This is a genomic window from Sediminihaliea albiluteola (assembly GCF_014077625.1).
GTDB lineage: Bacteria > Pseudomonadota > Gammaproteobacteria > Pseudomonadales > Halieaceae > Sediminihaliea > Sediminihaliea albiluteola.
The window spans coordinates 225,163-248,197 of sequence record NZ_JACFXU010000018.1; the positions used below are offsets into that span (position 1 = coordinate 225,163).

A 23,035-nucleotide genomic window follows, 5' to 3' on the forward strand; every position below is an offset into this window, starting at 1 on the left:
TAGGCAGATTAAAGCAATGACAACCCTGAACATTCTTATGGCCCAAATGAATACCCTAGTAGGTGATTTTGAGGGCAATACACAGAAGGTGATTGAGACCCTCAAGCGGGCCGAAGCAGAGCGACAAGAGCCTGTGCTGATTTTTCCCGAGCTCACCCTCAGTGGTTATCCGCCAGAAGATTTACTGCTGCGACCTAGTGTAGAAACTCGGGTCGATAAGGCTTTGGAGCAGATCAAAGCGGCTATGACAGGGGATGGCTGGCTGATAGTTGGCTACCCGCGACGCATCGGCCATGCACTGTATAACGCGGCAGGGGTACTACATCGCGGTGAGTTAATCGTCGAGTATTGCAAGCAGCGGCTGCCCAATTTTCAAGTGTTTGATGAAAAGCGTTATTTTCAGTCGGGCACTGAGTCCTGTGTTGTGAAAATTGCAGGGCTAGCTGTAGGTCTGAGCATTTGTGAAGATGTGTGGGACCCAGAGCTCAGTAAAGAGGCTGCAGCAAAGGGTGCTGAACTGTTGATCAATATCAGTGCTTCGCCCTATCACCGGGGCAAACGGGATCAGCGTTGGCGCTGGATGGGCGATCGGGCTCGTGAGACGGGCATCCCGATGGTCTATGTGAATCAGGTAGGGGGGCAAGATGAGCTGGTGTTTGATGGTGGCTCATTTGCAGTATCTGCAAGTGGCGATGTCTGCGCTGCTGCGCCTAACTTTAACGAAGGTGAGTATTGGTTAGAGGCCCGGCGCAAGGAGGGCGTGGTTGAGCTGAGTGGTCTGGATGTCGCCAAGCCGCTGGATGAGCTGGCTGCAACGTGGCATGCCCTGGTGCTGGGCTTGCGCGATTACGTCAACAAAAACCAGTTCCGCGGCGTAGTGCTGGGGCTTTCCGGCGGTGTTGACTCTGCTTTGACCTTGGCTTTAGCCGTTGACGCGCTGGGGCCGGCGCGGGTGGAAGCAGTGATGATGCCTTTTCGCTATACCTCGCAGATTAGTGTGGAAGATGCCGCCGAGCAGTCTCTGACCTTGGGGGTTAAGCATAAGGTGATCTCTATTGAGCCGATGTATGAAAGCTTTATGGAGGCACTGCGTGAGGAGTTTGCTGGTCTTGAGCCAGATACTACCGAGCAGAACCTGCAGGCTCGTTGTCGCGGTGTGCTGCTGATGTCGATTTCTAACAAAAAAGGCTTGTTAGTGCTGACAACCGGCAATAAAAGTGAGTTAGCAGTGGGCTACTCGACGCTCTACGGCGACATGGCCGGCGGCTTTGATGTGATCAAGGATGTGCCTAAAACGCTAGTGTACGAGCTCTGCCGCTACCGCAATAGCTTGGGTCCCTGCATTCCTGAGCGCGTTATCGAGCGCGCGCCTTCTGCCGAGCTAGCGCCTGATCAAAAAGACGAGGATAGCTTGCCTCCTTATGAGGTACTCGATCGTATTTTGGAGCTTTATGTGGAGAAGGACTATAGCGCTTCGGCAATTATTGCCACCGGCATGGATACACAAGATGTCTATCGGGTGCTGCGGCTGGTTGACCTCAATGAGTATAAGCGGCGCCAAGCGCCCATAGGGGTGCGTATTAGTCAGCGGGGCTTTGGCCGAGACCGGCGCTATCCCATTACATCAGGCTGGGCCTTAGGAGACTAAGGCCCTTGTTCGAGCTGGTGGCTGGCCTGAGTTTTATTCGTAAGCTAAGCGGTTATCAAACTGCGGCGGCTCCGGTGGATCGAAGAGGCCAAAGCTGGCTTTGTTAATCCAGGAGCGCTGGATCCCATCTAAGCTGTAAACGCTGTCGAACTCCCCTTTGTCGTTCAGGGAGGGATGATCCGGGTAGTTCAGCGCGAGGACATCGATAGAATCTTGGGCCAAATCATTCATGCCTAGCAAGATGTAGCCTTGGGCCATGACGGCTAAGCCATCGGCTACTGCTGGGGTGCGCTGGAAGTGCTCCACCACAAAGCGGCCTCGGTTCACTGCGGCGAGATAGGCGCCGCGACGGAAATAATAGTTGGCGACGTTGATTTCATGGCGGGCCAATAAGTTGCGCAGCTGCAGCATGCGCGCTTTAGCGTCGGCCGCATAGGGGCTGTTGGGGTAGCGTGACAGCAACTGAGCGAACTCAGCAAAGGCCTCTTTCGCCTGACTGGTATCGCGTTTGGTGATGTCAGTGGGTAAAAAGCGAGCAAAGATGTTCTGGTTGGCGCTATAGGCAGACAAGCCCTTCATATAATAGGCGTAGTCGACATTGGGGTGCTGTGGGTGCAGGCGAATAAAACGATCAGCCGCTTCCACCGCCGCCTCGTGCTCATAAGCACTATAGTGGGCGTAGATCAGCTCTAATTGGGCTTGTTCGGCATATTTGCCGAAGGGATAGCGCGACTCTAGCAGCTGCAAACTGCGCACTGCCAAGTCAAAATTACGACTATTGAGATAGCGCTGCGACTCCATATACATCTGCTGCTCGCCGGCATCGGCGCCGAGATCGGACATTTCATCGTTACTCGAGCAGGCCACAAGGCTAGCTGCTAGTAAAAGGGAGGCAATGATTTTCAGTGATTTCAACAAGTTGGTGACCGCTAGCGTGTTAGACTGTAATTGGAATATTGGAAACGTATTTAACCACAGTGAAGCAAGTGCTTAAACAGGTATTGTGATGGCGGAAATTATCCGAGAGCAGGCAGTGATCTCAACAGAGCTGGATGGGGAGCGTCTGGACCAGGCGGCTGCGCAATTATTTCCGGCATATTCACGCTCGCGGCTGCAGACTTGGATCAAGCGTGGCGAGCTAGTGATGGACGGGAAAACTTGTCGTCCCCGCGACAAAGTCCGCTCTGGCGCGGCTTTGCAGCTCGTCGCCGAGCTAGAAGATGAAGTTAACTGGCAGGCTCAGGACATCGAGCTGGATGTTATCTACGAAGATGACAGTATTTTGGTGTTAAACAAGCCCGCCGGCTTAGTGGTTCATCCGGCGGCTGGTCATGCCGATGGCACTTTAGTTAATGCCTTATTAAATCGGGTGCCGGCGATGGCGCAACTGCCTCGGGCGGGGATTGTGCATCGCCTGGATATGGAAACCTCCGGTTTAATGGTGGCAGCAAAAAACCTACCGGCCCACCATAGCCTAGTAGCCCAGCTACAGGAGCGCAGTGTGAAGCGGCAGTACTGCGCGGTTTGTATCGGCGCTATGACTGGCGGGGGCACGATTGATGCTCCGATGGGGCGCCATCCAAGACAGCGCAAAAAAATGGCGGTGGTCACTGGTGGCAAGCCCGCGATAACTCACTACCGCATTAAACAGCGTTTTGGCCATCACACCCGTGTAGCGGTAAATTTGGAAACTGGGCGTACACATCAGATTCGAGTCCATATGGCGCACCGCAAATATCCCCTCATCGGTGACCCAGTCTACGGTGGTCGGCCGCGTATTCCAAAAGGGGCTTCAGACGAATTGATTGAAGCGCTCAGAGGCTTCCGGCGCCAAGCTTTACATGCGGAAGCCTTGGGTCTGGTGCACCCAAGCACTGGCGAGACGATGCATTTTGACTGTCCTTTACCCGAGGATATGGCAGCTTTACTGGATGTTCTGGAGCGAGAAGACCCAGCCCATGTCTCAGATCGAGCTTATTGAGGCCGATTGGCCGGCGCCGGCGGGGGTGCGGGCGTTTTGCAGCACCCGGCAAGGTGGCTACAGTGAAGGGGCTTATACATCGCTAAACCTTGCCCAGCATGTTGACGATAGGGCGGCCGCAGTGAGTCAGAACCGCGCTCTATTGGCAGCCAGCCTCGGTGAGGAAGTCGGGCCTTGTCAGTGGCTGCAACAGGTGCACGGCAGCGCAGTGGTACAACTTCCAAGTCCTCAGCCTGAACCAATTGCCGACGCCTGCTGGACCACCCAGCGCGCGCTGCCCTGTGCGGTGCTGACTGCGGATTGTCTGCCCGTGCTGTTTTGCGACCAAAGCGCCACCGTGGTGGCTGCTGCTCATGCCGGTTGGCGCGGCTTATTAGATGGTGTTTTAGAAGCTACGGTATCTGCTATGGCCACAGATGCCACTGAGCTATTAGCTTGGCTGGGGCCGGCAATAGGCCCAGCTGCTTTTGAGGTGGGGCCAGAACTGCGGGCTATGTTTTTGGCCCGAGCAAAGTCCTCCGCTGAGCACTCAGCCCTGGCGCAGTGTTTTAGGCCAGCACAGCGCGAGCAGCACTATCTTGCCGATCTTTACGCTCTGGCCCGTATCAGCTTGTCGAGAATGGGTGTCCAGCATATTTATGGTGGTGAGGCCTGTACTTATAGCGACAGCCAACGTTTTTTCTCCTATCGCCGCGATGGTGAAACCGGCCGCATGGCCTCTGTTATCGCACTGCTTCCCTAGATATCTCATCAGCTCTATAACCCTACTTGAACTGTGGGTATTTGCCCCCATTGATATAGGCAGAGATAAACAGCAAGCGCGCATCAGCGCCGTGGCTGAAGGAGATAAGTAGCTATGCGAATGGATAAACTCACTAACCAATTACAGACAGCGCTGGCAGATGCGCAATCGTTGGCCCTAGGACGGGACCATAACTTTATCGAGCCGCAGCACCTGCTGGCAGCTTTTCTACAGCAAAGTGGTGGTGCTGCTCGCCCACTGCTGCAAAAAGCCGGAGCAGACATCGCAGGCTTGAGCAATGCCGTAAATAAGTCGATTGATGCCCTGCCGACAGTCAGTGGCAACAATGGCGATGTCCATCTATCCCAGGATCTGGGCAGAATCTTAAACGTCACCGATAAGCTGGCGCAGCAAGGCGGGGACAGTTATATCTCCAGCGAGCTGGTGCTACTGGCTATGTTGGAAAGTAAGACCGCTGCAGGCGAGCTGTTGAAGAAGCATGGCGTGACAGCCGCTGCTTTAAAACAAGCTATCGATGAAGTGCGCGGAGGTGAAGCGGTGAATAACCCTGAAGCAGAAGAGTCGCGACAGGCATTGGATAAGTACACCATCGATCTGACAGAGCTTGCTGAACAGGGCAAGCTAGACCCTGTTATTGGTCGCGATGACGAAATTCGACGCACTATTCAGGTGCTGCAGCGCCGCACCAAAAACAACCCAGTGTTGATTGGTGAGCCAGGGGTCGGTAAGACCGCAATCATTGAAGGCCTAGCTCAGCGGGTGATCAATGGCGAAGTGCCCGAAGGGCTCAAAGGCCGGCGTATTCTATCCTTGGACTTGGGCGCCCTGTTAGCAGGTGCCAAGTTCCGTGGTGACTTTGAGGAGCGCTTAAAGGCGGTGCTCAATGAGTTGGGTAAACAGGAAGGTCGCATCATCCTGTTTATTGACGAGCTGCACACCATGGTCGGGGCCGGTAAGGCCGAGGGTTCTATGGATGCTGGCAACATGTTAAAGCCAGCACTGGCCCGTGGTGAGCTGCACTGTGTGGGTGCGACCACCCTCAATGAGTACCGCGAGCACGTAGAAAAAGATGCTGCTTTGGAGCGCCGCTTCCAGAAAGTATTGGTGGAAGAACCCAATGAAGAAGACACCATCGCCATACTGCGCGGCTTGAAAGAACGTTATGAAGTGCACCATGGAGTAGATATTACCGACAGTGCCATCATCGCGGCGGCAAAATTATCCCAGCGCTACATCACTGACCGCCAACTGCCGGATAAGGCCATTGACCTAGTGGATGAGGCCGCCAGCCGGATACGCATGGAAATCGACTCCAAGCCAGAGGCCATGGACCGTTTGGAGCGACGCCTTATCCAGCTCAAAATTGAGCGTGAGGCAGTGAAAAAAGACAAAGACCCAGCCGCCCTAAAGCAGTTGGAGTTGCTGGCCAGCGAAATCGAAAAAGTTGAGCGTGAGTTCTCTGATTTAGAAGAAGTTTGGAAGGCAGAAAAAGCTTCCCTGCAGGGAGCAGCGCAGATTAAAAGCGAGTTGGAGCAAGCCCGCATGGAGCTGGAGTCTGCGCGCCGTGCCGGTGATTTAACTCGCATGTCTGAACTGCAGTACGGCTTAATGCCCGAACTGGAGAAAAAGCTGGCAGTTGCCCATGAGGCTGAAAATGTTGAGCGCACCCTACTGCGCAATAAGGTTACCGAAGAAGAGGTGGCAGAAGTCGTATCGCGTTGGACCGGTATCCCCATTTCTAAAATGTTGGAGGGTGACCGCGAGAAACTACTGCGTATGGAAGACTCTCTGCATGAGCGGGTAGTCGGGCAGGATGAGGCGGTTACCGCGGTGTCTAATGCTGTGCGACGATCGCGTGCGGGACTGTCCGATCCAAACCGGCCCAATGGTTCTTTCTTGTTCCTTGGTCCCACCGGTGTGGGTAAGACAGAATTGTGTAAAGCCCTGTCAGAGTTTTTGTTTGATTCAGAGCAGGCCATGGTCCGCATCGACATGTCGGAGTTCATGGAGAAGCATTCTGTTGCGCGATTGATTGGTGCGCCCCCAGGTTATGTGGGTTATGAAGAGGGCGGTTACTTGACTGAGGCAGTGCGCCGTCGCCCCTACTCACTATTGCTGCTCGATGAGGTGGAAAAGGCTCACCCTGATGTCTTTAACATTTTGTTGCAGGTACTTGAAGACGGTCGCCTGACTGATGGTCAGGGTCGCACCGTGGATTTTCGCAACACAGTGATCGTGATGACCTCTAACCTCGGCTCTGATCTGATCCAGGAAATGGCTGCGGAGGGCAACTACCCAGCGATGAAGGCTGCGGTGATGGGGGTGGTGGCTAGCCACTTCCGTCCAGAGTTTATTAACCGCGTGGACGAATCGGTAGTGTTTCATCCCTTGGCCGCCGAACAGATTCGCAGCATTGCGGATATTCAGCTGCAAGGTCTTAAGGAGCGCTTGCAAGAGCGTGAGCTCAAGCTGTCGATTTCTGAGGCCTTCATGGATCATTTGGCCGCGATGGGCTTCGACCCGGTCTATGGTGCGCGTCCCCTTAAGCGGGCGATTCAGCAGGAGCTGGAGAACCCACTGGCGCAGCGTATTCTCTCTGGTGAATATGTTGCAGGAGACACGATTACTGTCGATCTAGACGGTGAGGCTACGGTGTTTTCCAAGCGCTAAGTTGCTAGCTGCCAAAATAAAACAGGGCCTTTCGGGGCCCTGATTTATTTTAGGGGCAGTGTGCTTTAATCATCGCTTGCGCTTGAGCAAGTTGCGCCGACTTTTCCTCTTCATTCAAAAAACGTAATTCGCCATTATTATCGCGTAGCCTGATATCTGAGCGCGAATTTAAGATGCTGAGATTTGAGCGCCCACGTGCACATAGCTCGGGATTCTTTTTGGCTATCTGGTCAGCACTATTGCGCTCCACAGGCTCGAATCGGTTTCCCGCCCGGGGAGTGATTTCAGCAGGTACTGCGCCTTCCTTGGCTCGTACAACGCGTTTTAGAGGGCTGCGTGCTGCAATCACTTCGTAGTCAAAGCCCTGGGGTGGCCGATCACTGTGTGCGAGGTTGCCGCGTTCGTCTATCCAGCGATAGTAGACCTGAGCAGAAGCAGCGGATGAGCCTAGCGCCAATAATAGTAAGCCCAAGCATATCGGCGCTGCTAGAAAAGCTGTCCTGTGCACGCGGCTATCCTCTTTAACTGGCTACACTTGTGTTAATCGCTGCCCACTCTGAGTAGCTTATAGAAAACTTAGGCTTGGTCATTCATCTTTTTAGGCTGATCACTGCTCAGGGTCAAATTGACAAGCATAACAAGCTCAGAGTTAAAGCTAGCGCAAGCGCCTGCCCTTCTGCAATGAACACGCGCCCAACAAGGGCGGCTTGTCGGCCCTTATTGGCACTATCACCATCTTATGGCATTGGGAGTTGACTTTGCCTACAGCTGCGCCAACAATATATTTTGTCTTGCAAGTGGCAACGACTCACGCTGAGTACCCTCGGCCTCTGGTCTACTGTCGCGCACAATAGTTCGCAGCAGCTGCTTGTAGGTCCCCATATTGGCACCCTTCGTATTGGAGGGGCTGAGGGCCAAATACTGCGCTACCCCGCATGGCAACCGATACACGCCTCCGTGATCGTTTCTTTCCTGGAAAGAGTCTTTGTGGGTAGGCCTAGGGGTTTACCCCTTCGGGTCTATGCTTGTTTGTTAAAGCAGAGTCAGGATTGGCTCGCGAGCGATGTGTTGTGCTTGCATTGGGGGTGGCGTTGCCTGCCAGGCACCGGTTCAGGTGTCTTCCAGCTTTCGTCCACACATTGAATCGGAACTGCAACGCCGAGGGTTACGCGGCGGGGCGTTTTGTTATCAGGAGACGTATCGTGGAGATGTTGTCCGGCGGTGAGATGATCGCCCGCGCACTGGAAGACGAGGGAGTTGAGTATATCTTCGGCTACCCCGGTGGCGCGGTGTTACATATTTATGACGCCTTGTTTAAGTCGAGCAAGGTTCCCCATGTACTGGTAAGGCACGAGCAGGCAGCCACCCATGCTGCTGATGGTTATGCCCGCGCCACCGGCAAGCCCGGTGTCGTGTTAGTGACTTCCGGGCCCGGCGCGACCAACGCGGTCACCGGTATTGCTACAGCCTATATGGATTCTATTCCTATGGTAGTGCTCTCTGGTCAGGTGGCTAGTCACTTGATTGGCGAAGACGCTTTCCAAGAAACCGATATGGTCGGTATCTCGCGTCCCATCGTTAAGCACAGTTTTATGGTGCGCAACCCGGAAGATATCCCCGCAACCATTAAAAAAGCCTTTTACCTAGCGACTTCAGGCCGCCCAGGACCGGTTGTTATCGATATTCCTAAAGATGCAACTCGCCCCGACCTCAAGTTCGAGTACCACTACCCTGAGTCGGTCAAAATCCGTTCTTACTCACCGGCGCAGCGCGGTCACAGTGGTCAGATTAAAAAGGCTGCTCGCCTACTACTATCAGCTAAGCGGCCGATGATTTATGCCGGAGGCGGTGTTGTTCAGGGCGAGGGCAGTGCTCTGCTCACCGAGTTGGCGCAAAAGCTCAACTACCCCGTGACCAATACCCTGATGGGCTTGGGTGCTTACCCGGGTACCGACCGACAGTTCTTGGGCATGCTTGGCATGCACGGTCTCTACGAGGCCAACATGGCCATGCATCACTCCGATGTGATTTTGGCCGTCGGTGCACGCTTTGATGACCGCGTGACGAATACGGTGTCTAAGTTCTGCCCCGGCGCCAAAATTATCCACATTGATATCGACCCGACCTCGATATCTAAAACCGTTGGTGCCGACATACCTATCGTCGGTCCGGTGCAATCAGTGCTCAGTGATTTGATGGAGCAGGTTGCCCTATTGCAGAAGAAAGATCCGCAGCTGCCAGATGCAGCAGCGCTGCAAAAGTGGTGGCAACAGATCGATGAGTGGCGCGATAAGCATGGCTTGTGGACTGGCCGTCGCTACGGCGAGAGCGACAGCATTATGCCCCAACAGGTGATTGAGAGCCTGTATCGAGTCACCCAGGGCGATGCCTATGTGACCTCCGATGTGGGTCAGCACCAGATGTTTGCGGCGCAGTACTACCGCTTTGATCAGCCGCGCCGCTGGATCAACTCGGGTGGCCTTGGCACCATGGGTTTTGGTCTGCCAGCAGCGATTGGTGCCAAATTGGCCTTTCCTGATAAAGATGTTGCCTGCGTGACCGGTGAGGGCAGTATTCAGATGAATATTCAGGAGCTGTCGACCTGCACTCAGTACAAAACCCCGGTGAAGATTATCAATCTGCGCAATAACTATCTGGGGATGGTTAAGCAGTGGCAGGACATGCAGTACGAAGGGCGTTATGCCATGAGTACCTATGAAGATTCACTGCCAGATTTTGTGAAGTTGATGGAGGCCTACGGCCACGTGGGCATACAGGTTACTAAATTGTCTGAGCTGGATGCGAAGATGGAAGAAGCCTTTGCCATGAAAGATAAACTGGTATTCCTCGATATCTTTATTGACCGAATGGAGCATGTGTATCCGATGCATATCGCACCGAACGGCTCCATGAAAGATATGTGGTTGAGCAAGAATGAGAGGACCTAAGATGCGACGAATTATATCCATTCTGATGGAAAACGAACCCGGGGCATTGTCGCGGGTAGTGGGTCTGTTCTCACAGCGTGGCTATAACATTGAGACCCTCAACGTAGCACCGACCGAGGATGCCACTCTGTCACGCTTGACCTTGACCACCGAAGGCGATGACAAAACTATTGAGCAAATCACCAAGCAGCTCAATAAGCTAGTGGATGTAGTCAAGCTGGTTGACCTCAGTGAAGGAGCCCATGTCGAACGCGACATGATGTTGATTAAAGTCCGCGCTGTGGGCGGTGTTCAGCGCGATGAAGTGAAGCGGACCACTGACATCTTCCGAGGGCAGATTGTGGATGTAGGCCCGAGTGTCTACACCATCCAGCTGACCGGCACCGGCGAGAAGTTAGACTCATTCGTCGTGGCCATGAGTGAAATGGAAATCCTGGAAGTCGTGCGTTCTGGTATAGCTGGGATTGCCCGCGGAGAGAAAGTGCTGCGACTAAAGAGCTCCTAGCGCTTGATCCTACAGCGAAAATAAAAAAGCGGCCGATGGCCGCTTTTTTTATGCTCTGTCATAAAGGTTCAGACGAAAATTTTGGCCCGCTTAGTGACCCCGTTTAGCTTCCATGCGCTTGAGCAGGGTGGCCATAATAATGTTGTAGAGCTCCTGCCCTAGATATTTGTCTTCTACGCCACTATCGATACTGGGGTTGTCGTTGACCTCAATAACGTAGCCTTTACCTTGGCTTTCCTTGATGTCGACGCCGTAGAAGCCGTCGCCAATTGGTCGTGTGGCCCGTAGCGCAGCATCTAGAACAGCAGGAGGTACTTCAAAAGTCGGCAGGGTGTCGAAACCGCCAGAATCTGTTTTGTCCCCGTGGCGGTAAATCTGCCAGTGATCTTTGACCATATAATAGCGGCAGGCATAGAGTGGCTTGCGGTCTAAAATACCAATGCGCCAGTCGAAATCGGTATACAAAAACTCCTGTGCTAACAGTAGCGTGGAGCGCTGGAACAAACGCTTGCTAATACTGCGCAGCTCGCTGAGGTTGGCTGCTTTTTCAACGCCTTTAGAAAAGGCGCCGTCAGGAATTTTAACCACAATAGGAAAGCCTAGCTCCTCACCGAGGGCCTCTAGTTGGCCGGGTTGATCGCGGTACAGTACGACAGTCTTGGGCGAGGGCACTTTGTGGGTGCGAAACAGGTCAGCCAAATAGATTTTATTAGTGCAGCGCAAAATCGAGCTGCTGTCATCAATTACCACGAGTCCTTCACTTTCGGCTTTTTTGGCGAAGCGATAGGTATAGTGATCGATATTTGTAGTGGTGCGAATCAGTAGGCCATCGAACTCAGGCAGGCGTAAATAGTCCCGCTGGCTGATTATTTCTACGTCAATGCCCAAATCTTTGCCGGCTTTAACAAAACGTTTTAAGGCAGTTTTGTCAGAGGGGGGCATTGCCTCATCTGGGTCGCAGAGAATCGCTAGGTCATAGCGGGCTGTTTTTTGCTCGCGTTGCTTGCGCCACACCTTGCGACTGAACTCATCCAGCGCCGTTGCAAAATCGTTTTCCTCCGCTTCACTCAAGCCTTTTGGCGAGCGCGGTTTAAGATTGCTGACTTCCCACTGCTTGCGAAAGCGCAAGGTGATTTCGAGAATAGGACAGGGAAAGGATTCGAACAACTTTTGCGAGAGTTCATGAAAACGTGGATCCGGCGTGTGGCCAAAATAGCTCATCAGCGGTATTTCGCTGCTGGTATCGGCACTTTTAAGTGCTTTGTATACGCTCTGACTAAAGTCGTCGATGTGGATACGATACAGGGAGCGCTTGCTCAAGTCGTTTAGCGTGCGCACCGAAGGGATCACTTTATGGCCCCGAGCTTCGGCCAGTAGCGAACAGTAATAGCCCGCGGACAGATAGCCAAAGCTGCGGCTTAAGTTAATCACTCGTGTGCGAGTTTGCCCTTGGGGGTATTGACCGTTCATATAGTCGGCAAAACTAATGACCTGATCACTGGGGTAATAAGGAGCCCAGTCGCTGTGGTTATCGATGACGATCAGTGTTTGAGACATGCAAGCTATATCCAGTCAATCCGCGAACTGCGGGGCTGTGGCGGAGTATTTGTCAGAGCTGTCGCGGAGTCAATCGCCGCCACTTATAGGCTGTCAAAGTACCGTCATATCGAGCTCAAAAGGCGCCTTTTAAGCGTCACTGAGAAAGGCCCTTAAATGAGCCTCTACGCTGCGCGCTAGCGCTTGAAGGTGATAGCCGCCCTCAAGGCTGGAGACGATTCTGCCAGCAGCACTGCGTTCGGCCTGATGAAAGATCTTACGGCTTACCCAGGCAAAGTCTTCATCGACTAAGTTCAAGTTTGCCATCTCATCTTCTTGGTGCGCGTCAAAGCCAGCGGAAACCAATAGCAGCTCGGGTTTGAAGTCCTCTAAGGCTGGCAGCCAATCCCTCTCCACAGCGCTGCGAAAGTCTTTACTGTCGCTACCTGCTGCCAGGGGGGTGTTGATCACATTGTCTGCTGATGGCTGTGAGCCTGAGTGGGGATAAAAGGGGTGTTGAAAGGTGGAGCAAAATAAAATGCGCTCATCACCTTGCACGATATCTTCGGTGCCATTGCCATGATGGACATCGAAATCGACAATGGCGACTCGCTTCAGGCCGTGGTTGTGCAGTGCATGGTAGGCGGCCAGGGCGATGTTATTGAGCAGGCAAAAGCCCATTGCTCGACCTCGCTCGGCGTGATGTCCTGGGGGGCGCACTGCGCAGAAAGCTTGCTTGGTCTTGCCCTGCATCACTAAGTCGACAGCGAGTTGGCTGGCGCCGGCAGCGTGCAGCGCCGCTGACAGGCTGTGCGGGTTCATGGATGTGTCGGGGTCGAGCTGGACCAGCCCTGAGTCGGGGGCCATGCGCCGCAATTGCGCAAGGTAAGCGGGGTCATGGGCCAGTGCCAGTAGTGCCTGATCAACTTCTGGAGCTAGGTGATGTTGTAAGTGTTGGTCTAAGCCACTGTCGATTAATCGTTGCTCTATGGCGCTCAAGCGCGCGGGCTGCTCCGGATGTGGTCCCATATCATGCAGTGCACATTCTGGGTGGCTGATATAGGCAATGGGCATGATGACACTCCAATTGGGACCGATAATTATCGAGCAGGAAATCCCTGCCCAATCACGTCTATACTGCGCACTCTACTGTAGTACAGGAAAGCCTTTAGGTTAAGCAGGCCCAAACGCTATGAGAAAACACAACCTACAGCGTATTTTTGAGCCGCGCTCGGTGGCAGTTATTGGAGCCTCTGATCGAAGCAATTCGGTGGGTTATCATGCTTTACATAACCTCTTAGAAGCAGGTTTTAGCGGCTCCATTTTTCCGGTTAATCGCAACCATAAAGAATTGCTCGGTCAGCGCTGTTATGCCTCAATTGCCGATATTAGCAGCCCGATCGATCTTGTGGTGATGGCAATTCCTGCAGCGAGCATCCCCGAGGTGATGCAGCGCTGCGTCGAGGCCCAAGTTGGGGGAGTGCTAGTGATCTCAGCTGGCTTTGGCGAAGTTGGGCCGCTAGGTAAACAGCTACAGGATGAAATAGTTGCCTTGGCTCGCCAGGCAGGCATTCCCCTAGTAGGGCCTAATTGCTTAGGGATTATTCGGCCCAAGGTTGGCCTCAATGCCAGTTTTGCTCGCAGTGCCGTGCGCGATGGACGGGTGGCCCTAGTGTCCCAGTCCGGGGCCTTTTGTACCGCACTGCTCGATGCAGCTTATTCTGGGGGGCGGGGTTTTTCTGCAGTGGCCTCACTAGGAGCGACCGCCGATGTGGGCTTTGGCGAGGTCTTGGATTATTTATCGTTTGATCCGCAGACCCAAAGTATTCTTTTGTATATCGAGGGTGTGGTGGACGCGCGGGCTTTTTTAAGTGGCTTGCGAGCCGCGGCGCGCCTGAAGCCGGTCATTGTGATCAAGCCTGGCCGCCATGCGGCGGGGCGCCGCGCTGCAGTCACTCACACCGGCGGACATGCCGGTAGCGACGAGGCCTTTAATGCCGCACTGGACCGGGCCGGTGTGGTCCGCGTTAATACGGTAAACCAGCTGCTGGCGGCGGCGAACTCGTTGTCCTCTGGTATCCGTGTGCGCGGTAGCCGCTTGGCTATCATTACCAATGGCGGTGGGCCGGGGGTAATGGCCGCTGATCATGCCACCGAGCAAGACTTGCCCCTAGCGGAGTTGCAGGCCGAGACCCTTGCGCAATTAGCCAAGGTCTTGCCGCAACATTGGTCGCCGACCAACCCCATTGATCTATTAGGAGATGCGGATAGCAAGCGCTATGAGCAAAGCCTCAAAATTGTATTGCAGGATAGTGAGGTTGACGGAGCTCTGGTCCTGCTAAGCCCTCAAGGAATGACTGATCCGAGCGCCTGTGCCGAAGGTGTTATCGTTGCGGCGCAGCAATCACGCAAGCCGGTGTTAGCCTGCTGGATGGGGCTAGATCAGGTTGCGCAGGGGCGGCAGCTGTTAAGCAAAGCGGGTATCCCGAGTTTTAACAGCCCCGAGGGTGGGGTGGATGGCTTTGCCTATATCGCGGCGCATCAGCGCAACCAAGAAAAACTCATGCAGGCCCCGCCACCTTTGTCGGAGCGCGCTCAAGTCGACTTAGCTGAAGCGCGACGGGTGCTGCAGGAGGTTTTGGATCAACAGTGCACAGTGCTCGATAGTGTCCAAGCGAGGGCGGTATTGGAAGCCTTTAGGATTCCGGTATCCCAGTGCATTAATTGCACTAGCTCCGAACAAGTACAGGATGCAGCGCAGCGATTGGGCTTGCCGGTAGTGTTAAAAATTAACTCGCCCGATATCACCTACAAAAGCGAAGTGGGTGGCGTGCGCCTGAATGTCCATGATATGACTTCGCTACCGACGCTTTATCACGAGATGATGGCGGCGGTGAAGGCGCGATCGCCGCAAGCGCAGATTCATGGCATTACCGTGGAGCGTATGGAGCTTCGGCCCCATGCGCGGGAAGTGATGGTTGCTATTGAGCGGGATCCGGTGTTTGGCCCGATTATTCGCATTGGCACGGGCGGCACCTCAATGGATATCTACACTGACTCCAAGGTCGCCTTGCCGCCATTGAACGTCTTTTTATGTGAAGATTTGATTCAGCGAACGCAGGTGGAGCGAGCCCTGCAGCGTCACCGGCATTTGCCGGAGGCCGATCGCGCCGCGTTGGTAGAAGTTCTGAAGCGGGTGTCAGAGATGGCATGTGAACTTCCAGAGCTAGAAAGGTTGGTCATTAATCCTCTGTTGGTTGATGAGCGCGGTGTGATCGCTGTGGATGCGTGGATTGCGCTGTCAGCTACCCCAGTGAGTGCTGCGCCCTATTCGCATATGGCCATCCATCCCTACCCGCAGGGACTGGCTTCGACGATTTTCACTAAAGATAGCCGCGAATTTACGCTCCGTCCGATCCGTCCCGAAGATGCGCTTATTGAGCAGCGTTTTGTCGATAATTTGTCTGCTGAGAGCCGCTATTTTCGATTTATGTATGGCATGGGGCAGATTTCTCGAGCCATGGTGGCGCGCTTTACGCAGATTGATTACGACCGAGAGATGGCGCTGGTGGTCGTTGCCGCAGATGGCAAACCTGAAGCTTCAATGAAAGCGGTAGCACGATATGTCGCGAGTCCTGAGAGTGGCAGTTGCGAGTTTGCCTTGGCGGTAGCCGATGAAATGCAACGGCAAGGGCTAGGCTTACAATTGATGCAGCGCCTAATAGCGCTAGCTCAGCAACGCGGCTTTTCAGAGATGAGGGGTGAAGTGTTGGCGCAAAATCATAAGATGTTGCGACTTTGTCGTCGCTTGGGTTTTGAGCTGAAGCGTGATCCGCTCGATGGCGAACTGATTCAGCTCAAGCGATCCCTAACGCTTGAAACAAGCTAGGCCCTGCGGATTGCGTAGCGCCCGGGGCCTGTTTGCAGTACATTGAAGACATAGTCTAATTTTGATTGTCATCGGAGAGAGCAATGCCGCACCCTATTTTGGTCAGCGATTGTATGTATCGCAGCCCACTGACCACCAGCCCTGATACCAATTTGGTCAAAGCCATTTCCCTGATTGTTGAGTATAAGCTAACGGGTTTGACGGTCGCTGCAGAAGATGGCTCAGTGGTGGGAATCCTTTCTGAGCTCGATTGCATCCGTGCCGTGTTGACGGCAATTTACAATGACGGCGATCCCGACCACATGATGGTGCGAGATGCTATGTGCACGGATTTAAATACCTGTGCCGCAGGCGACAGCATCGTTGAAGTTGCCCAGTCGATGTTGAGTAGCGGCCAGCGTCGCCGCCCTGTAGTAGAGGGTTCCAAGCTCGTGGGCCAGGTCAGTTCCAATAATATCTTGTGGGCTTTAATGGAGCATTCAAGGGCTAAACGATTTGATAGCAAAGCGCCTAGATAAGTAGGCACTTCACATGCGGGACTGTAAAGGCGTCACTGCCAGGGCAATGACGCCTGAGGGAATGCCTAGCTAACGACCTCAATCCAGCCGAAGGGGTCTTCGCTGCGGCCGTATTGAATGGCAGTTAAAGTGTCGTAAAGCTGCTTGGCAACGGGGCCGGCGGTATTGTTATTGACTACGTACTCACGCTCTTTGTAACAGAGCTTACCAACGGGAGAAATAACCGCTGCAGTGCCACAGCCAAACACTTCTGTAATTTCGCCACTGGCTATTTGTCCTAGCACTTCATCTATATCTAATTTAGCCTCTTCGACCTCGTAGCCGAGTGTGGGGGCCAATTGCAGGATGGAATCGCGAGTGACACCCGCCAAGATACTGCCGCTCAGAGCCGGTGTTTTAATGCGGCCATCCTTGAAGGCAAAGCAGATATTCATGGCGCCGACTTCTTCGATGTAACGGCCTTCGATCGCATCTAGCCACAGTACTTGATTGTAGCCTTTAGCAGCGACGGCTTCGCCCACCAGTAGGCTGGCAGCGTAGTTACCGCCAGTTTTAGCTTCGCCTACCCCACCTTTTACCGCGCGTCTGTTTTGGTCAGATACATACACTGACACCGGATCAAAACCGGTAGTGAAATATGGGCCAACCGGTCCACCAATAATAAAGTGTAAGTAAGACGAGGCGGCCCCTAGGCCTAGCTTGGGGGTGGTAGCAATCATTGCAGGGCGCAGGTAGTAAGAAGCCCCGGGTTCTTTTGGTACCCACTGCTGATCAAGCTTGACCAGCTCTTTGATAGCCTCCAAGTGTAGTTGCTCATCCACGGGAGGCATGACCATGCGAGTGGCAGAGCGGTTGAAGCGCTGAATATTTTGCCGTGGACGGAACAGGTTAATGCCGCCATCGGGGCGGCGATAAGCTTTGAGTCCTTCAAAAATTTCTTGGCTGTAGTGCAGCACTGCTGCTGCCGGGTGGAGGCTCAGGTGGTGAAAGGCTTTGATGGTAGCCGAGTGCCACTGGCCATCATCATAGCTTTGGCTAAACATGTGGTCGCTGAAAATTCCGCCAAAACCTAATTCTTTGGGACAATGGCCTCGTTGCGCTGGGGGAACCGCTTGTATATCGATGTTCATCTTTCACCTGTTGCTGTTGGATTCAACTGCCATGATTTCACCAAATCAGGCCCGCCTTCACAGCTCCTTAACCGCGATGACCTTGCGCGCGGTGGCCCGGGCTGTAAAATCTCGGCACTTTTCAGATCTGTGCCCAAAATGGGGCCTCATTTTCGCCAATTAGCGAGATCTTCGATAGGCCTTGGAAGCACAATATTTACCATTTTTGCCAACAGACTTGGTCCGGCCCAATAGGATGGGCGCTAAATCAGCGTTTAGCGGGCGCTGCCTGGTCCAGCCCTTGGCTTATCTTGCTGTCTGTGGCATCACTTAGGGAGTGAGACTTCCATTAAAGGCAGCTCATCGGGCATACCACCTAAGGCCACCGCACAGCGCGAAAAGGTATTAAACAGTAGCAAGGCCAGCGATAAATGAACCAATTCCTCCGTGCTAAACTCAGCGACGAGCTCGGCTTTTAAGCTTTCACTCATCGCAGTGGGTGCATCTAGGTACTGGTCAGTAAAGGCCAACAGCAGCTTTTCGCGCCTGCTCAGATCACTGTGCTGATAATTGTCGTCAATTTGCTGAATCATAGCCTCGCTTAGCCCAGCTTCTTTCGCGATATCGTAGCGTGCATTGCGACAGAACACACAGTTGACCTTGCGCGCGTTGCGCAAGCGAACCATTTCAAGTTGAGCTGGATTCAGAGGGCCTTCTTGCCATACCTTGCGAGATAGAGGGATATATTGATCGAGGATATCGGGCACCAGGCCCAGGGCGGAATCTCTGACAGGGTCGCCATGTCCGCCAGATGCTGCTTGGACGCGTGGTGTAGCGCTCATGATGATACTCCTTCGCAGGTACTAGTCAGCCCCCAGAGCTGAGTGAGTCGAGTCAGGCCATAAAACAGGCCAAGTGCCTCAATTAATGCAACAAGCCCCGCCTCACCGTAAGCCTTTTTTACCGCGTCTGCTTGTTCATCGCTGATAGCCTGAGGGTCCATGGTGTAGATCTCAGTGAAAGCTAGGCAAGCCTGTTGCGCTTCATTAAAGAGCGCGCTGGTCGGCCAGTTTTGCAAGGCCTCGCGCTGTGCTGGGGGAATAGCTAACTCTTCACGCTGCCATTCCAGTTCACAGCGGTGCAGTTGGGCGATGCGCAGCCTACAGAGCTCCAGTGTCTGTGCCGGTATTTCTTTCAGTTGCCAGAGTGTGGCATAAAGTGCATTGAAGCCTGCCTGGTAGTTGGGCAGATTTGCCAGCACCTCATCACGAGTAGCTGCATTGTTGAGCCAAGCCATGGGCAGTGCTCCTCCTTTGTTGTTTGAATTTAAATGATTGCCTGCATCAGCTTAGTGGCGCTGCAACTAAATGGCTCCTGCACTGGGCTCTGCTGCCTTAGCGGCAGCCGATGATGGCAGTGTAGGAGGGCGGTGGTAGAGCGAATAAAGGATGCGATCCAAGACGCCTTGGCCGTTCCAAGCCGGGTTGTTGTTAACCATGGCCACGATAGCCCAATGGGTGTCTTTGTCATCGCGACTGTAGCCAGCGATGGAACGAACATTCTCCAGCGAGCCGGTTTTAATTCTGCCTAAGCCTTGAAGGCCAGTATTGCGCAGCCGTTTTGCCATCGTGCCATCAAGGGCAATGATAGGCATAGAAGCTAATAGATCCGATGCATAGGGGCTGTTCCAGGCCTGCTGCAGAATCTCCACACCTTGGCGTGCCGTCATGCGGCTGTTGCGGCTCAGGCCTGAGCCGTTTTCAATAACTAGGCCTTTGCTGTCGATGCCTTTGGCTTGCAGCCAGTGATGAATCGCTTCGATGCCGGCTACTCTGTCATCCTTGGCCTGCTCTCCGCCGAGTTCTGCACCGATAGTCAGTAACATTTGGCGAGCCATGACATTAGAACTCCATTTGTTGATATCGCGTACCATCGTGGCCAGATCGGGGGAGCGGCTGCGCAGCAGCAAGGTGGCTTGGTCTGGGCTGCTTGCTAGTGAGTCCTGTCCTTCGACGGTAATACCGTGGGATGCCAAGACATGGCGTATCAATAGAGCTGAATAGCGAGGCTGAGAAAGTAAAGACAGATAGGAGCTGACTTGGCAGCCCTTTGGTAGCTGGCCGCTAATTCGCAGAGTAATTGGGCCCTTTTCTTTGGCCTCAGGCTGCCATTTTAGTGCAGTGCTGCTGGGGCAAGCTCCGCCCGCGCTTATTTTTACTTGGTTGTCGATCTCGATGCCCGGTAGCGCTGGAGTGACCCAAGCCTGGACCCCGCGCTGGTCTGCATTTACTTGGAACTGCAATAGATTCAGGTTGGTGAGGTAGGCTGATGGCTCTACCAAAAATGCTGCAAAGGGGTTGTCACCCTTATCGTCAAAGGGCGGGGCTGTGGTAATCATTTTGAAGTGAGAGCCGTCTAGTACTAGGTCTCCTGTTATGCGGGTGATTCCCTTGCCGCGAAGTTCACCGAGGGATCGCCACAATCGCTCAATAGTCAGTTTAGGGTCTCCGCCAAAACGCACATATAAGTTGCCCTCAAGGCGCTCTCCACGCAGCTCTCCATCGCTTAGAAAGTCGGTGTTCCAATGAAAGTTGGGGCCGAGTAACTCCAGAGCAGCGTAGGTAGTGACAAGTTTCATGATGGAAGCGGGCACCATTGGCTTATCGGCATCAACAAACTGCGCCTTGCCGGGACCACTTAGTGGCACCGCGGCCAAGCTAAGCGCTTGATCACTGCCGAGCAGGCCTTTGGCATAGGCGGTGATTTCTTGCGCCCAAGGGTCAGTGTCGGCCGGAATACTGTTTGCTTGAGCTGCCGCGCTGAGCTGAGAGGAAGCGAGCAAAGCTGTGAGCAGCAGAGCCCAGAGTCCAGGCTGGCGCAGCTTTAAAAAGCCTTTGTTATAAATAAGTGTGATCTTTGACATACTGAAGCTCTGTGACTCCGATCCAGTAAAGCATTAGCGGGGCGAACAACTTACACAGGGGCAGTGTAGCGTGAATCTCTGTGGCTAGCATTCAATGGCGCTGACTTGATAACTGCTGGAAAAAGAGCTCGAAAAAAAGCATCAATGGGAGAGAAGGTAATGGCGTGGGTTGATTTGTATAGCAGTACGATTTTGGCCGTGGGTTTGATGGGGCTGACTTTATTGCTGCAAATGATAGTGGTGGGAGTGGCTGGGATGAAGGCCAAGCACAGGCCAGGCTACCCAATAGAACCGGATCATCAGAGCTTTTTATTCCGCGCGACGCGGGCACAAGCCAACAGTAATGAAAGCATCGCTATTTTCATTCTGCTGGTGCTGTTTGGCATGCTCTCTAGTGCTAACCCGAGTTATTTGGGCAATCTAGCATTGTTAACTGTTGTCGGGCGCATCGCGCACATGCTGTTTTACTATATTGGTGTGGGCCTGGCACGCAGTATGGCCTTTGCAGTAACGCTGTTTGGCCTCTTAGGCATGGCATTATTGAGCATGAGTGCCTGGTTGACTTAAAAAATAGTCCACTGGCGCTGCCAGGGGGCTTTCCGCTAGTGCCTTAACTGTGGATAATCAGCGCCCTCTAAGCGCCGAGCCTATTCAGGCACGCTCCGCTATTTGAACAGGCTTCACTTCGGTGGCTCTGTTTTGCGTTATCGGAGCTAGAACCCTATAGTCAACTTAACGGAACGCAGCGTCAGTGCTGTGCAGGCCGTTGCACATTCACTCATCAGGCAAGTTTATGAAAATCGGTATTCTTTCAAGGAATCGCAACCTTTACTCCACTCGTCGACTGGTTGAAGAGGCCAGCGCCCGTGATCATGAGGTGCGAGTCATCGATGTGCTTAAGTGCTACATGAATATCACCGCCAATGAGCCCACGGTGCACTATCAGCGCTCGGCAAAAACGGTAGAGTCACTGTCTTTTGATGCTGTGATTCCTCGTATTGGCGCGAGCATCACTTTTTATGGTTGCGCTGTCTTACGTCAATTTGAGGTCAGTCAGACCTACTCCATTAACGAGTCAATTGCGATCACTCGCTCGCGGGATAAGCTGCGAGCCCACCAGTTGCTCGCTCGGCGTGGCATTGGCCAGCCGGTAACCGCTTATGCGCACTCCGCTCGCGCGACAGACCATTTGATACAGTCGGTTGGTGGCGCGCCACTGATCCTCAAACTAACCAATAGTACTCACGGCAACGGTGTGCTCTTGGCGGAAACAAAAAAAGCTGCTGAAGCATTAATTAATGCCTTTCGCGGTATTGGCTCTGATTTTCTGGTGCAAGAATTTATTAAAGAGGCCGGTGGCTCTGACATCCGCTGTTTTGTGGTGGGCGATAAGGTAATTGCCGCGATGCAGCGCAAAGCTGCCAAGGGTGAATATCGCTCTAACCTACATCGCGGCGGCTCTGCCGAAGTGATTAAACTGCGCCCGGATGAGCGGCGCTTGGCGATAAAGGCGGCGAAAGTTATGGGACTGGATCTGGCCGGGGTCGATATTCTGCGCTCAGCTCATGGGCCATTGGTGATTGAGGTCAATTCATCGCCGGGTTTAGAAGGTATTGAGGCGGCCACGGGCATTAATGTGGCGGGAAAAATTATCGAGTATATCGAGAAAGACTCCCAAGCCGGTCCCAATAAACCCAAGGGTCGCGGTTAAGCGCTAAGTGGCCTGCAGATGGCCTATCTGAAAGACCCGCGGGTCTACTATGCTATTGAGCGCACCTACCTCGCGTGGGTGCGTACCCAGCTATCCATTCTGGCGCTGGCTCTGCTGATTAAAAAATTCGGTATCGAAGATTTACCGGCTGGTGATTCGCGCGTGTTAGCCGAAACGGCCTTGTTAGTGCTCTGTGCCTTAGTGGTGCTGATGTCGGTAGTATCCTTTTGGCTGTGCAGGTCGTCGGTGCGAGCGCTGGGGGCAGAGGAAATTCCCTCGACATCCGCTGCAGCGGTACTCTATGCCAGTGGTTTGGTAGTGATCGTACTCAACATATTAATTAGTCTTGTGGTGGCAGTGATTTAAGGCAGGGTAGGTCTTGGATGCTTTAGGAAATTTGCTTTATTGCCATTAGTCTAGGTACTGTTAGCGCTCAGGCAGCGATATGAAGTCGCCGTAAACACAGCTAATAAAAGAGAAAATATTATGGCTAACGAGGGATATCACGAACCGATAGATGAGTTGAGCGATGCCACCCGCGACATGCATCGCGCAATTACTTCATTAATGGAAGAGCTGGAAGCTGTTGACTGGTATAACCAGCGAGTAGATGCTTGCAAGGATGAAGAGCTCAGACGAATTCTGGAGCATAACCGCGATGAGGAAAAAGAGCACGCGGCGATGACTCTGGAGTGGATCAGACGTCAAGATCCAATTTTTGACGCTGAACTGAAGGAATTTTTGTTTAGCGATAAGCCGATAGCCCATAAGTAACTGAGCTATCAACACTTTCAATCGAAGGAGCCTTGTGCTCCTTCGTGCCAATTAGTGACT

20 protein-coding genes are annotated in these 23,035 nt (G+C 53.4%); 12 read left to right on the forward strand and 8 right to left on the reverse strand.

Annotated features, from left to right (window positions below; all coding sequences use genetic code 11):
* Nucleotides 1-16: 16 nt before the first annotated feature.
* The gene (locus H2508_RS14470) at nucleotides 17-1,648 is read left to right on the forward strand and encodes an NAD+ synthase (protein WP_182175323.1); all 1,632 of its coding nucleotides are present in this window, start codon (nucleotides 17-19) and stop codon (nucleotides 1,646-1,648) included.
* A 33-nt stretch (nucleotides 1,649-1,681) separates the two neighbouring features.
* Here H2508_RS14470 and H2508_RS14475 read toward each other — a convergent pair whose 3' ends face one another.
* On the reverse strand, nucleotides 1,682-2,563 hold the full coding sequence (locus H2508_RS14475) for an outer membrane protein assembly factor BamD (protein WP_182175451.1): 882 nt from the start codon (nucleotides 2,561-2,563) through the stop codon (nucleotides 1,682-1,684).
* 91 nt (nucleotides 2,564-2,654) lie between these two features.
* On the opposite strand from H2508_RS14475, the gene rluD reads away from it, so the two are divergent.
* The 3 genes from rluD (at nucleotide 2,655) to clpB (ending at nucleotide 7,062) form a co-directional block, all read left to right on the forward strand.
* On the forward strand, nucleotides 2,655-3,629 hold the full coding sequence (rluD, locus tag H2508_RS14480; protein WP_182175325.1) for a 23S rRNA pseudouridine(1911/1915/1917) synthase RluD: 975 nt from the start codon (nucleotides 2,655-2,657) through the stop codon (nucleotides 3,627-3,629).
* Complete coding sequence (gene pgeF / locus H2508_RS14485) at nucleotides 3,607-4,371, forward strand: peptidoglycan editing factor PgeF (protein ID WP_220463799.1); 765 nt, start codon at nucleotides 3,607-3,609, stop codon at nucleotides 4,369-4,371. Before rluD ends, pgeF begins: the two co-directional genes overlap by 23 nt.
* Before the next feature lie 114 nt (nucleotides 4,372-4,485).
* Entirely contained in the window at nucleotides 4,486-7,062 is a 2,577-nt protein-coding gene (gene clpB, locus H2508_RS14490) for an ATP-dependent chaperone ClpB (protein WP_182175327.1), read from the forward strand.
* A gap of 49 nt (nucleotides 7,063-7,111) precedes the next feature.
* On the opposite strand, the gene H2508_RS14495 is transcribed toward clpB, so the two are convergent.
* Nucleotides 7,112-7,570, reverse strand: coding sequence for a DUF4124 domain-containing protein (locus H2508_RS14495; RefSeq protein ID WP_328799386.1), 459 nt, complete (start codon nucleotides 7,568-7,570; stop codon nucleotides 7,112-7,114).
* Nucleotides 7,571-8,264: 694 nt separating this feature from the next.
* On the opposite strand from H2508_RS14495, the gene H2508_RS14500 reads away from it, so the two are divergent.
* Together H2508_RS14500 and ilvN are read left to right on the forward strand one after the other, a co-directional pair.
* On the forward strand, nucleotides 8,265-10,010 hold the full coding sequence (locus tag H2508_RS14500; RefSeq protein ID WP_182175329.1) for an acetolactate synthase 3 large subunit: 1,746 nt from the start codon (nucleotides 8,265-8,267) through the stop codon (nucleotides 10,008-10,010).
* A gap of 1 nt (nucleotide 10,011) precedes the next feature.
* Complete coding sequence (ilvN, locus tag H2508_RS14505; protein WP_182175331.1) at nucleotides 10,012-10,515, forward strand: acetolactate synthase small subunit; 504 nt, start codon at nucleotides 10,012-10,014, stop codon at nucleotides 10,513-10,515.
* Nucleotides 10,516-10,605: 90 nt separating this feature from the next.
* On the opposite strand, the gene H2508_RS14510 is transcribed toward ilvN, so the two are convergent.
* Together H2508_RS14510 and H2508_RS14515 are read right to left on the reverse strand one after the other, a co-directional pair.
* On the reverse strand, nucleotides 10,606-12,072 hold the full coding sequence (locus H2508_RS14510) for a RimK family protein (RefSeq protein WP_182175333.1): 1,467 nt from the start codon (nucleotides 12,070-12,072) through the stop codon (nucleotides 10,606-10,608).
* 129 nt (nucleotides 12,073-12,201) lie between these two features.
* On the reverse strand, nucleotides 12,202-13,125 hold the full coding sequence (locus H2508_RS14515) for a histone deacetylase family protein (RefSeq protein ID WP_182175335.1): 924 nt from the start codon (nucleotides 13,123-13,125) through the stop codon (nucleotides 12,202-12,204).
* Nucleotides 13,126-13,243: 118 nt separating this feature from the next.
* Here H2508_RS14515 and H2508_RS14520 point away from each other — a divergent pair, with 118 nt between their 5' ends.
* The gene (locus H2508_RS14520) at nucleotides 13,244-15,940 is read left to right on the forward strand and encodes a bifunctional acetate--CoA ligase family protein/GNAT family N-acetyltransferase (protein WP_182175337.1); all 2,697 of its coding nucleotides are present in this window, start codon (nucleotides 13,244-13,246) and stop codon (nucleotides 15,938-15,940) included.
* An 83-nt stretch (nucleotides 15,941-16,023) separates the two neighbouring features.
* Entirely contained in the window at nucleotides 16,024-16,458 is a 435-nt protein-coding gene (locus tag H2508_RS14525; RefSeq protein ID WP_235965417.1) for a CBS domain-containing protein, read from the forward strand.
* 65 nt (nucleotides 16,459-16,523) lie between these two features.
* Here H2508_RS14525 and H2508_RS14530 read toward each other — a convergent pair whose 3' ends face one another.
* From H2508_RS14530 to dacB, 4 genes are all read right to left on the reverse strand, one after another.
* Nucleotides 16,524-17,588 carry a branched-chain amino acid aminotransferase gene (locus H2508_RS14530; protein ID WP_182175340.1) on the reverse strand — a complete coding sequence of 355 codons (1,065 nt, stop codon included), beginning with the start codon at nucleotides 17,586-17,588 and terminating at the stop codon, nucleotides 16,524-16,526.
* A gap of 305 nt (nucleotides 17,589-17,893) precedes the next feature.
* Entirely contained in the window at nucleotides 17,894-18,409 is a 516-nt protein-coding gene (locus H2508_RS14535; RefSeq protein WP_182175342.1) for a carboxymuconolactone decarboxylase family protein, read from the reverse strand.
* Nucleotides 18,406-18,864, reverse strand: coding sequence for a carboxymuconolactone decarboxylase family protein (locus H2508_RS14540; protein WP_182175343.1), 459 nt, complete (start codon nucleotides 18,862-18,864; stop codon nucleotides 18,406-18,408). Before H2508_RS14540 ends, H2508_RS14535 begins: the two co-directional genes overlap by 4 nt.
* Nucleotides 18,865-18,930: 66 nt before the next feature.
* Nucleotides 18,931-20,490: a D-alanyl-D-alanine carboxypeptidase/D-alanyl-D-alanine endopeptidase gene (dacB, locus tag H2508_RS14545; RefSeq protein WP_182175344.1), complete on the reverse strand. Its 1,560-nt coding sequence runs from the start codon at nucleotides 20,488-20,490 to the stop codon at nucleotides 18,931-18,933.
* A 159-nt stretch (nucleotides 20,491-20,649) separates the two neighbouring features.
* Between dacB and H2508_RS14550 the strand changes: the two genes are divergently transcribed.
* The 4 genes from H2508_RS14550 (at nucleotide 20,650) to H2508_RS14565 (ending at nucleotide 22,975) form a co-directional block, all read left to right on the forward strand.
* Nucleotides 20,650-21,057 (forward strand): MAPEG family protein, encoded by a 408-nt coding sequence (locus tag H2508_RS14550; protein ID WP_220463800.1) that lies wholly within the window; start codon nucleotides 20,650-20,652, stop codon nucleotides 21,055-21,057.
* A 226-nt stretch (nucleotides 21,058-21,283) separates the two neighbouring features.
* A complete protein-coding gene (gene rimK / locus H2508_RS14555; RefSeq protein WP_182175346.1) occupies nucleotides 21,284-22,201 on the forward strand; it encodes a 30S ribosomal protein S6--L-glutamate ligase in 918 nt (305 codons plus the stop codon).
* Nucleotides 22,202-22,219: 18 nt separating this feature from the next.
* Nucleotides 22,220-22,567: a DUF202 domain-containing protein gene (locus tag H2508_RS14560; RefSeq protein WP_182175347.1), complete on the forward strand. Its 348-nt coding sequence runs from the start codon at nucleotides 22,220-22,222 to the stop codon at nucleotides 22,565-22,567.
* Between the two features lie 120 nt (nucleotides 22,568-22,687).
* A complete protein-coding gene (locus tag H2508_RS14565; protein ID WP_182175348.1) occupies nucleotides 22,688-22,975 on the forward strand; it encodes an encapsulin-associated ferritin-like protein in 288 nt (95 codons plus the stop codon).
* Nucleotides 22,976-23,035: the final 60 nt, after the last annotated feature.

Excerpts from the sequence above, each read along its gene's own strand:
- H2508_RS14470 (WP_182175323.1), top strand. The coding sequence starts at position 17 with ATGACAACCCTGAACATTCTTATGGCCCAAATGAATACCCTAGTAGGT.
- H2508_RS14515 (WP_182175335.1), bottom strand. The coding sequence starts at position 13,125 with ATGCCCATTGCCTATATCAGCCACCCAGAATGTGCACTGCATGATATG.
- H2508_RS14535 (WP_182175342.1), bottom strand. The coding sequence starts at position 18,409 with ATGAGCGCTACACCACGCGTCCAAGCAGCATCTGGCGGACATGGCGAC.
- H2508_RS14510 (WP_182175333.1), bottom strand. The coding sequence starts at position 12,072 with ATGTCTCAAACACTGATCGTCATCGATAACCACAGCGACTGGGCTCCT.
- rimK (WP_182175346.1), top strand. The coding sequence starts at position 21,284 with ATGAAAATCGGTATTCTTTCAAGGAATCGCAACCTTTACTCCACTCGT.
- H2508_RS14520 (WP_182175337.1), top strand. The coding sequence starts at position 13,244 with ATGAGAAAACACAACCTACAGCGTATTTTTGAGCCGCGCTCGGTGGCA.
- H2508_RS14565 (WP_182175348.1), top strand. The coding sequence starts at position 22,688 with ATGGCTAACGAGGGATATCACGAACCGATAGATGAGTTGAGCGATGCC.
- pgeF (WP_220463799.1), top strand. The coding sequence starts at position 3,607 with ATGTCTCAGATCGAGCTTATTGAGGCCGATTGGCCGGCGCCGGCGGGG.
- H2508_RS14530 (WP_182175340.1), bottom strand. The coding sequence starts at position 17,588 with ATGAACATCGATATACAAGCGGTTCCCCCAGCGCAACGAGGCCATTGT.
- ilvN (WP_182175331.1), top strand. The coding sequence starts at position 10,012 with ATGCGACGAATTATATCCATTCTGATGGAAAACGAACCCGGGGCATTG.
- H2508_RS14550 (WP_220463800.1), top strand. The coding sequence starts at position 20,650 with ATGGCGTGGGTTGATTTGTATAGCAGTACGATTTTGGCCGTGGGTTTG.
- rluD (WP_182175325.1), top strand. The coding sequence starts at position 2,655 with ATGGCGGAAATTATCCGAGAGCAGGCAGTGATCTCAACAGAGCTGGAT.
- H2508_RS14560 (WP_182175347.1), top strand. The coding sequence starts at position 22,220 with ATGGCCTATCTGAAAGACCCGCGGGTCTACTATGCTATTGAGCGCACC.
- H2508_RS14525 (WP_235965417.1), top strand. The coding sequence starts at position 16,024 with ATGCCGCACCCTATTTTGGTCAGCGATTGTATGTATCGCAGCCCACTG.
- clpB (WP_182175327.1), top strand. The coding sequence starts at position 4,486 with ATGCGAATGGATAAACTCACTAACCAATTACAGACAGCGCTGGCAGAT.
- dacB (WP_182175344.1), bottom strand. The coding sequence starts at position 20,490 with ATGTCAAAGATCACACTTATTTATAACAAAGGCTTTTTAAAGCTGCGC.
- H2508_RS14540 (WP_182175343.1), bottom strand. The coding sequence starts at position 18,864 with ATGGCTTGGCTCAACAATGCAGCTACTCGTGATGAGGTGCTGGCAAAT.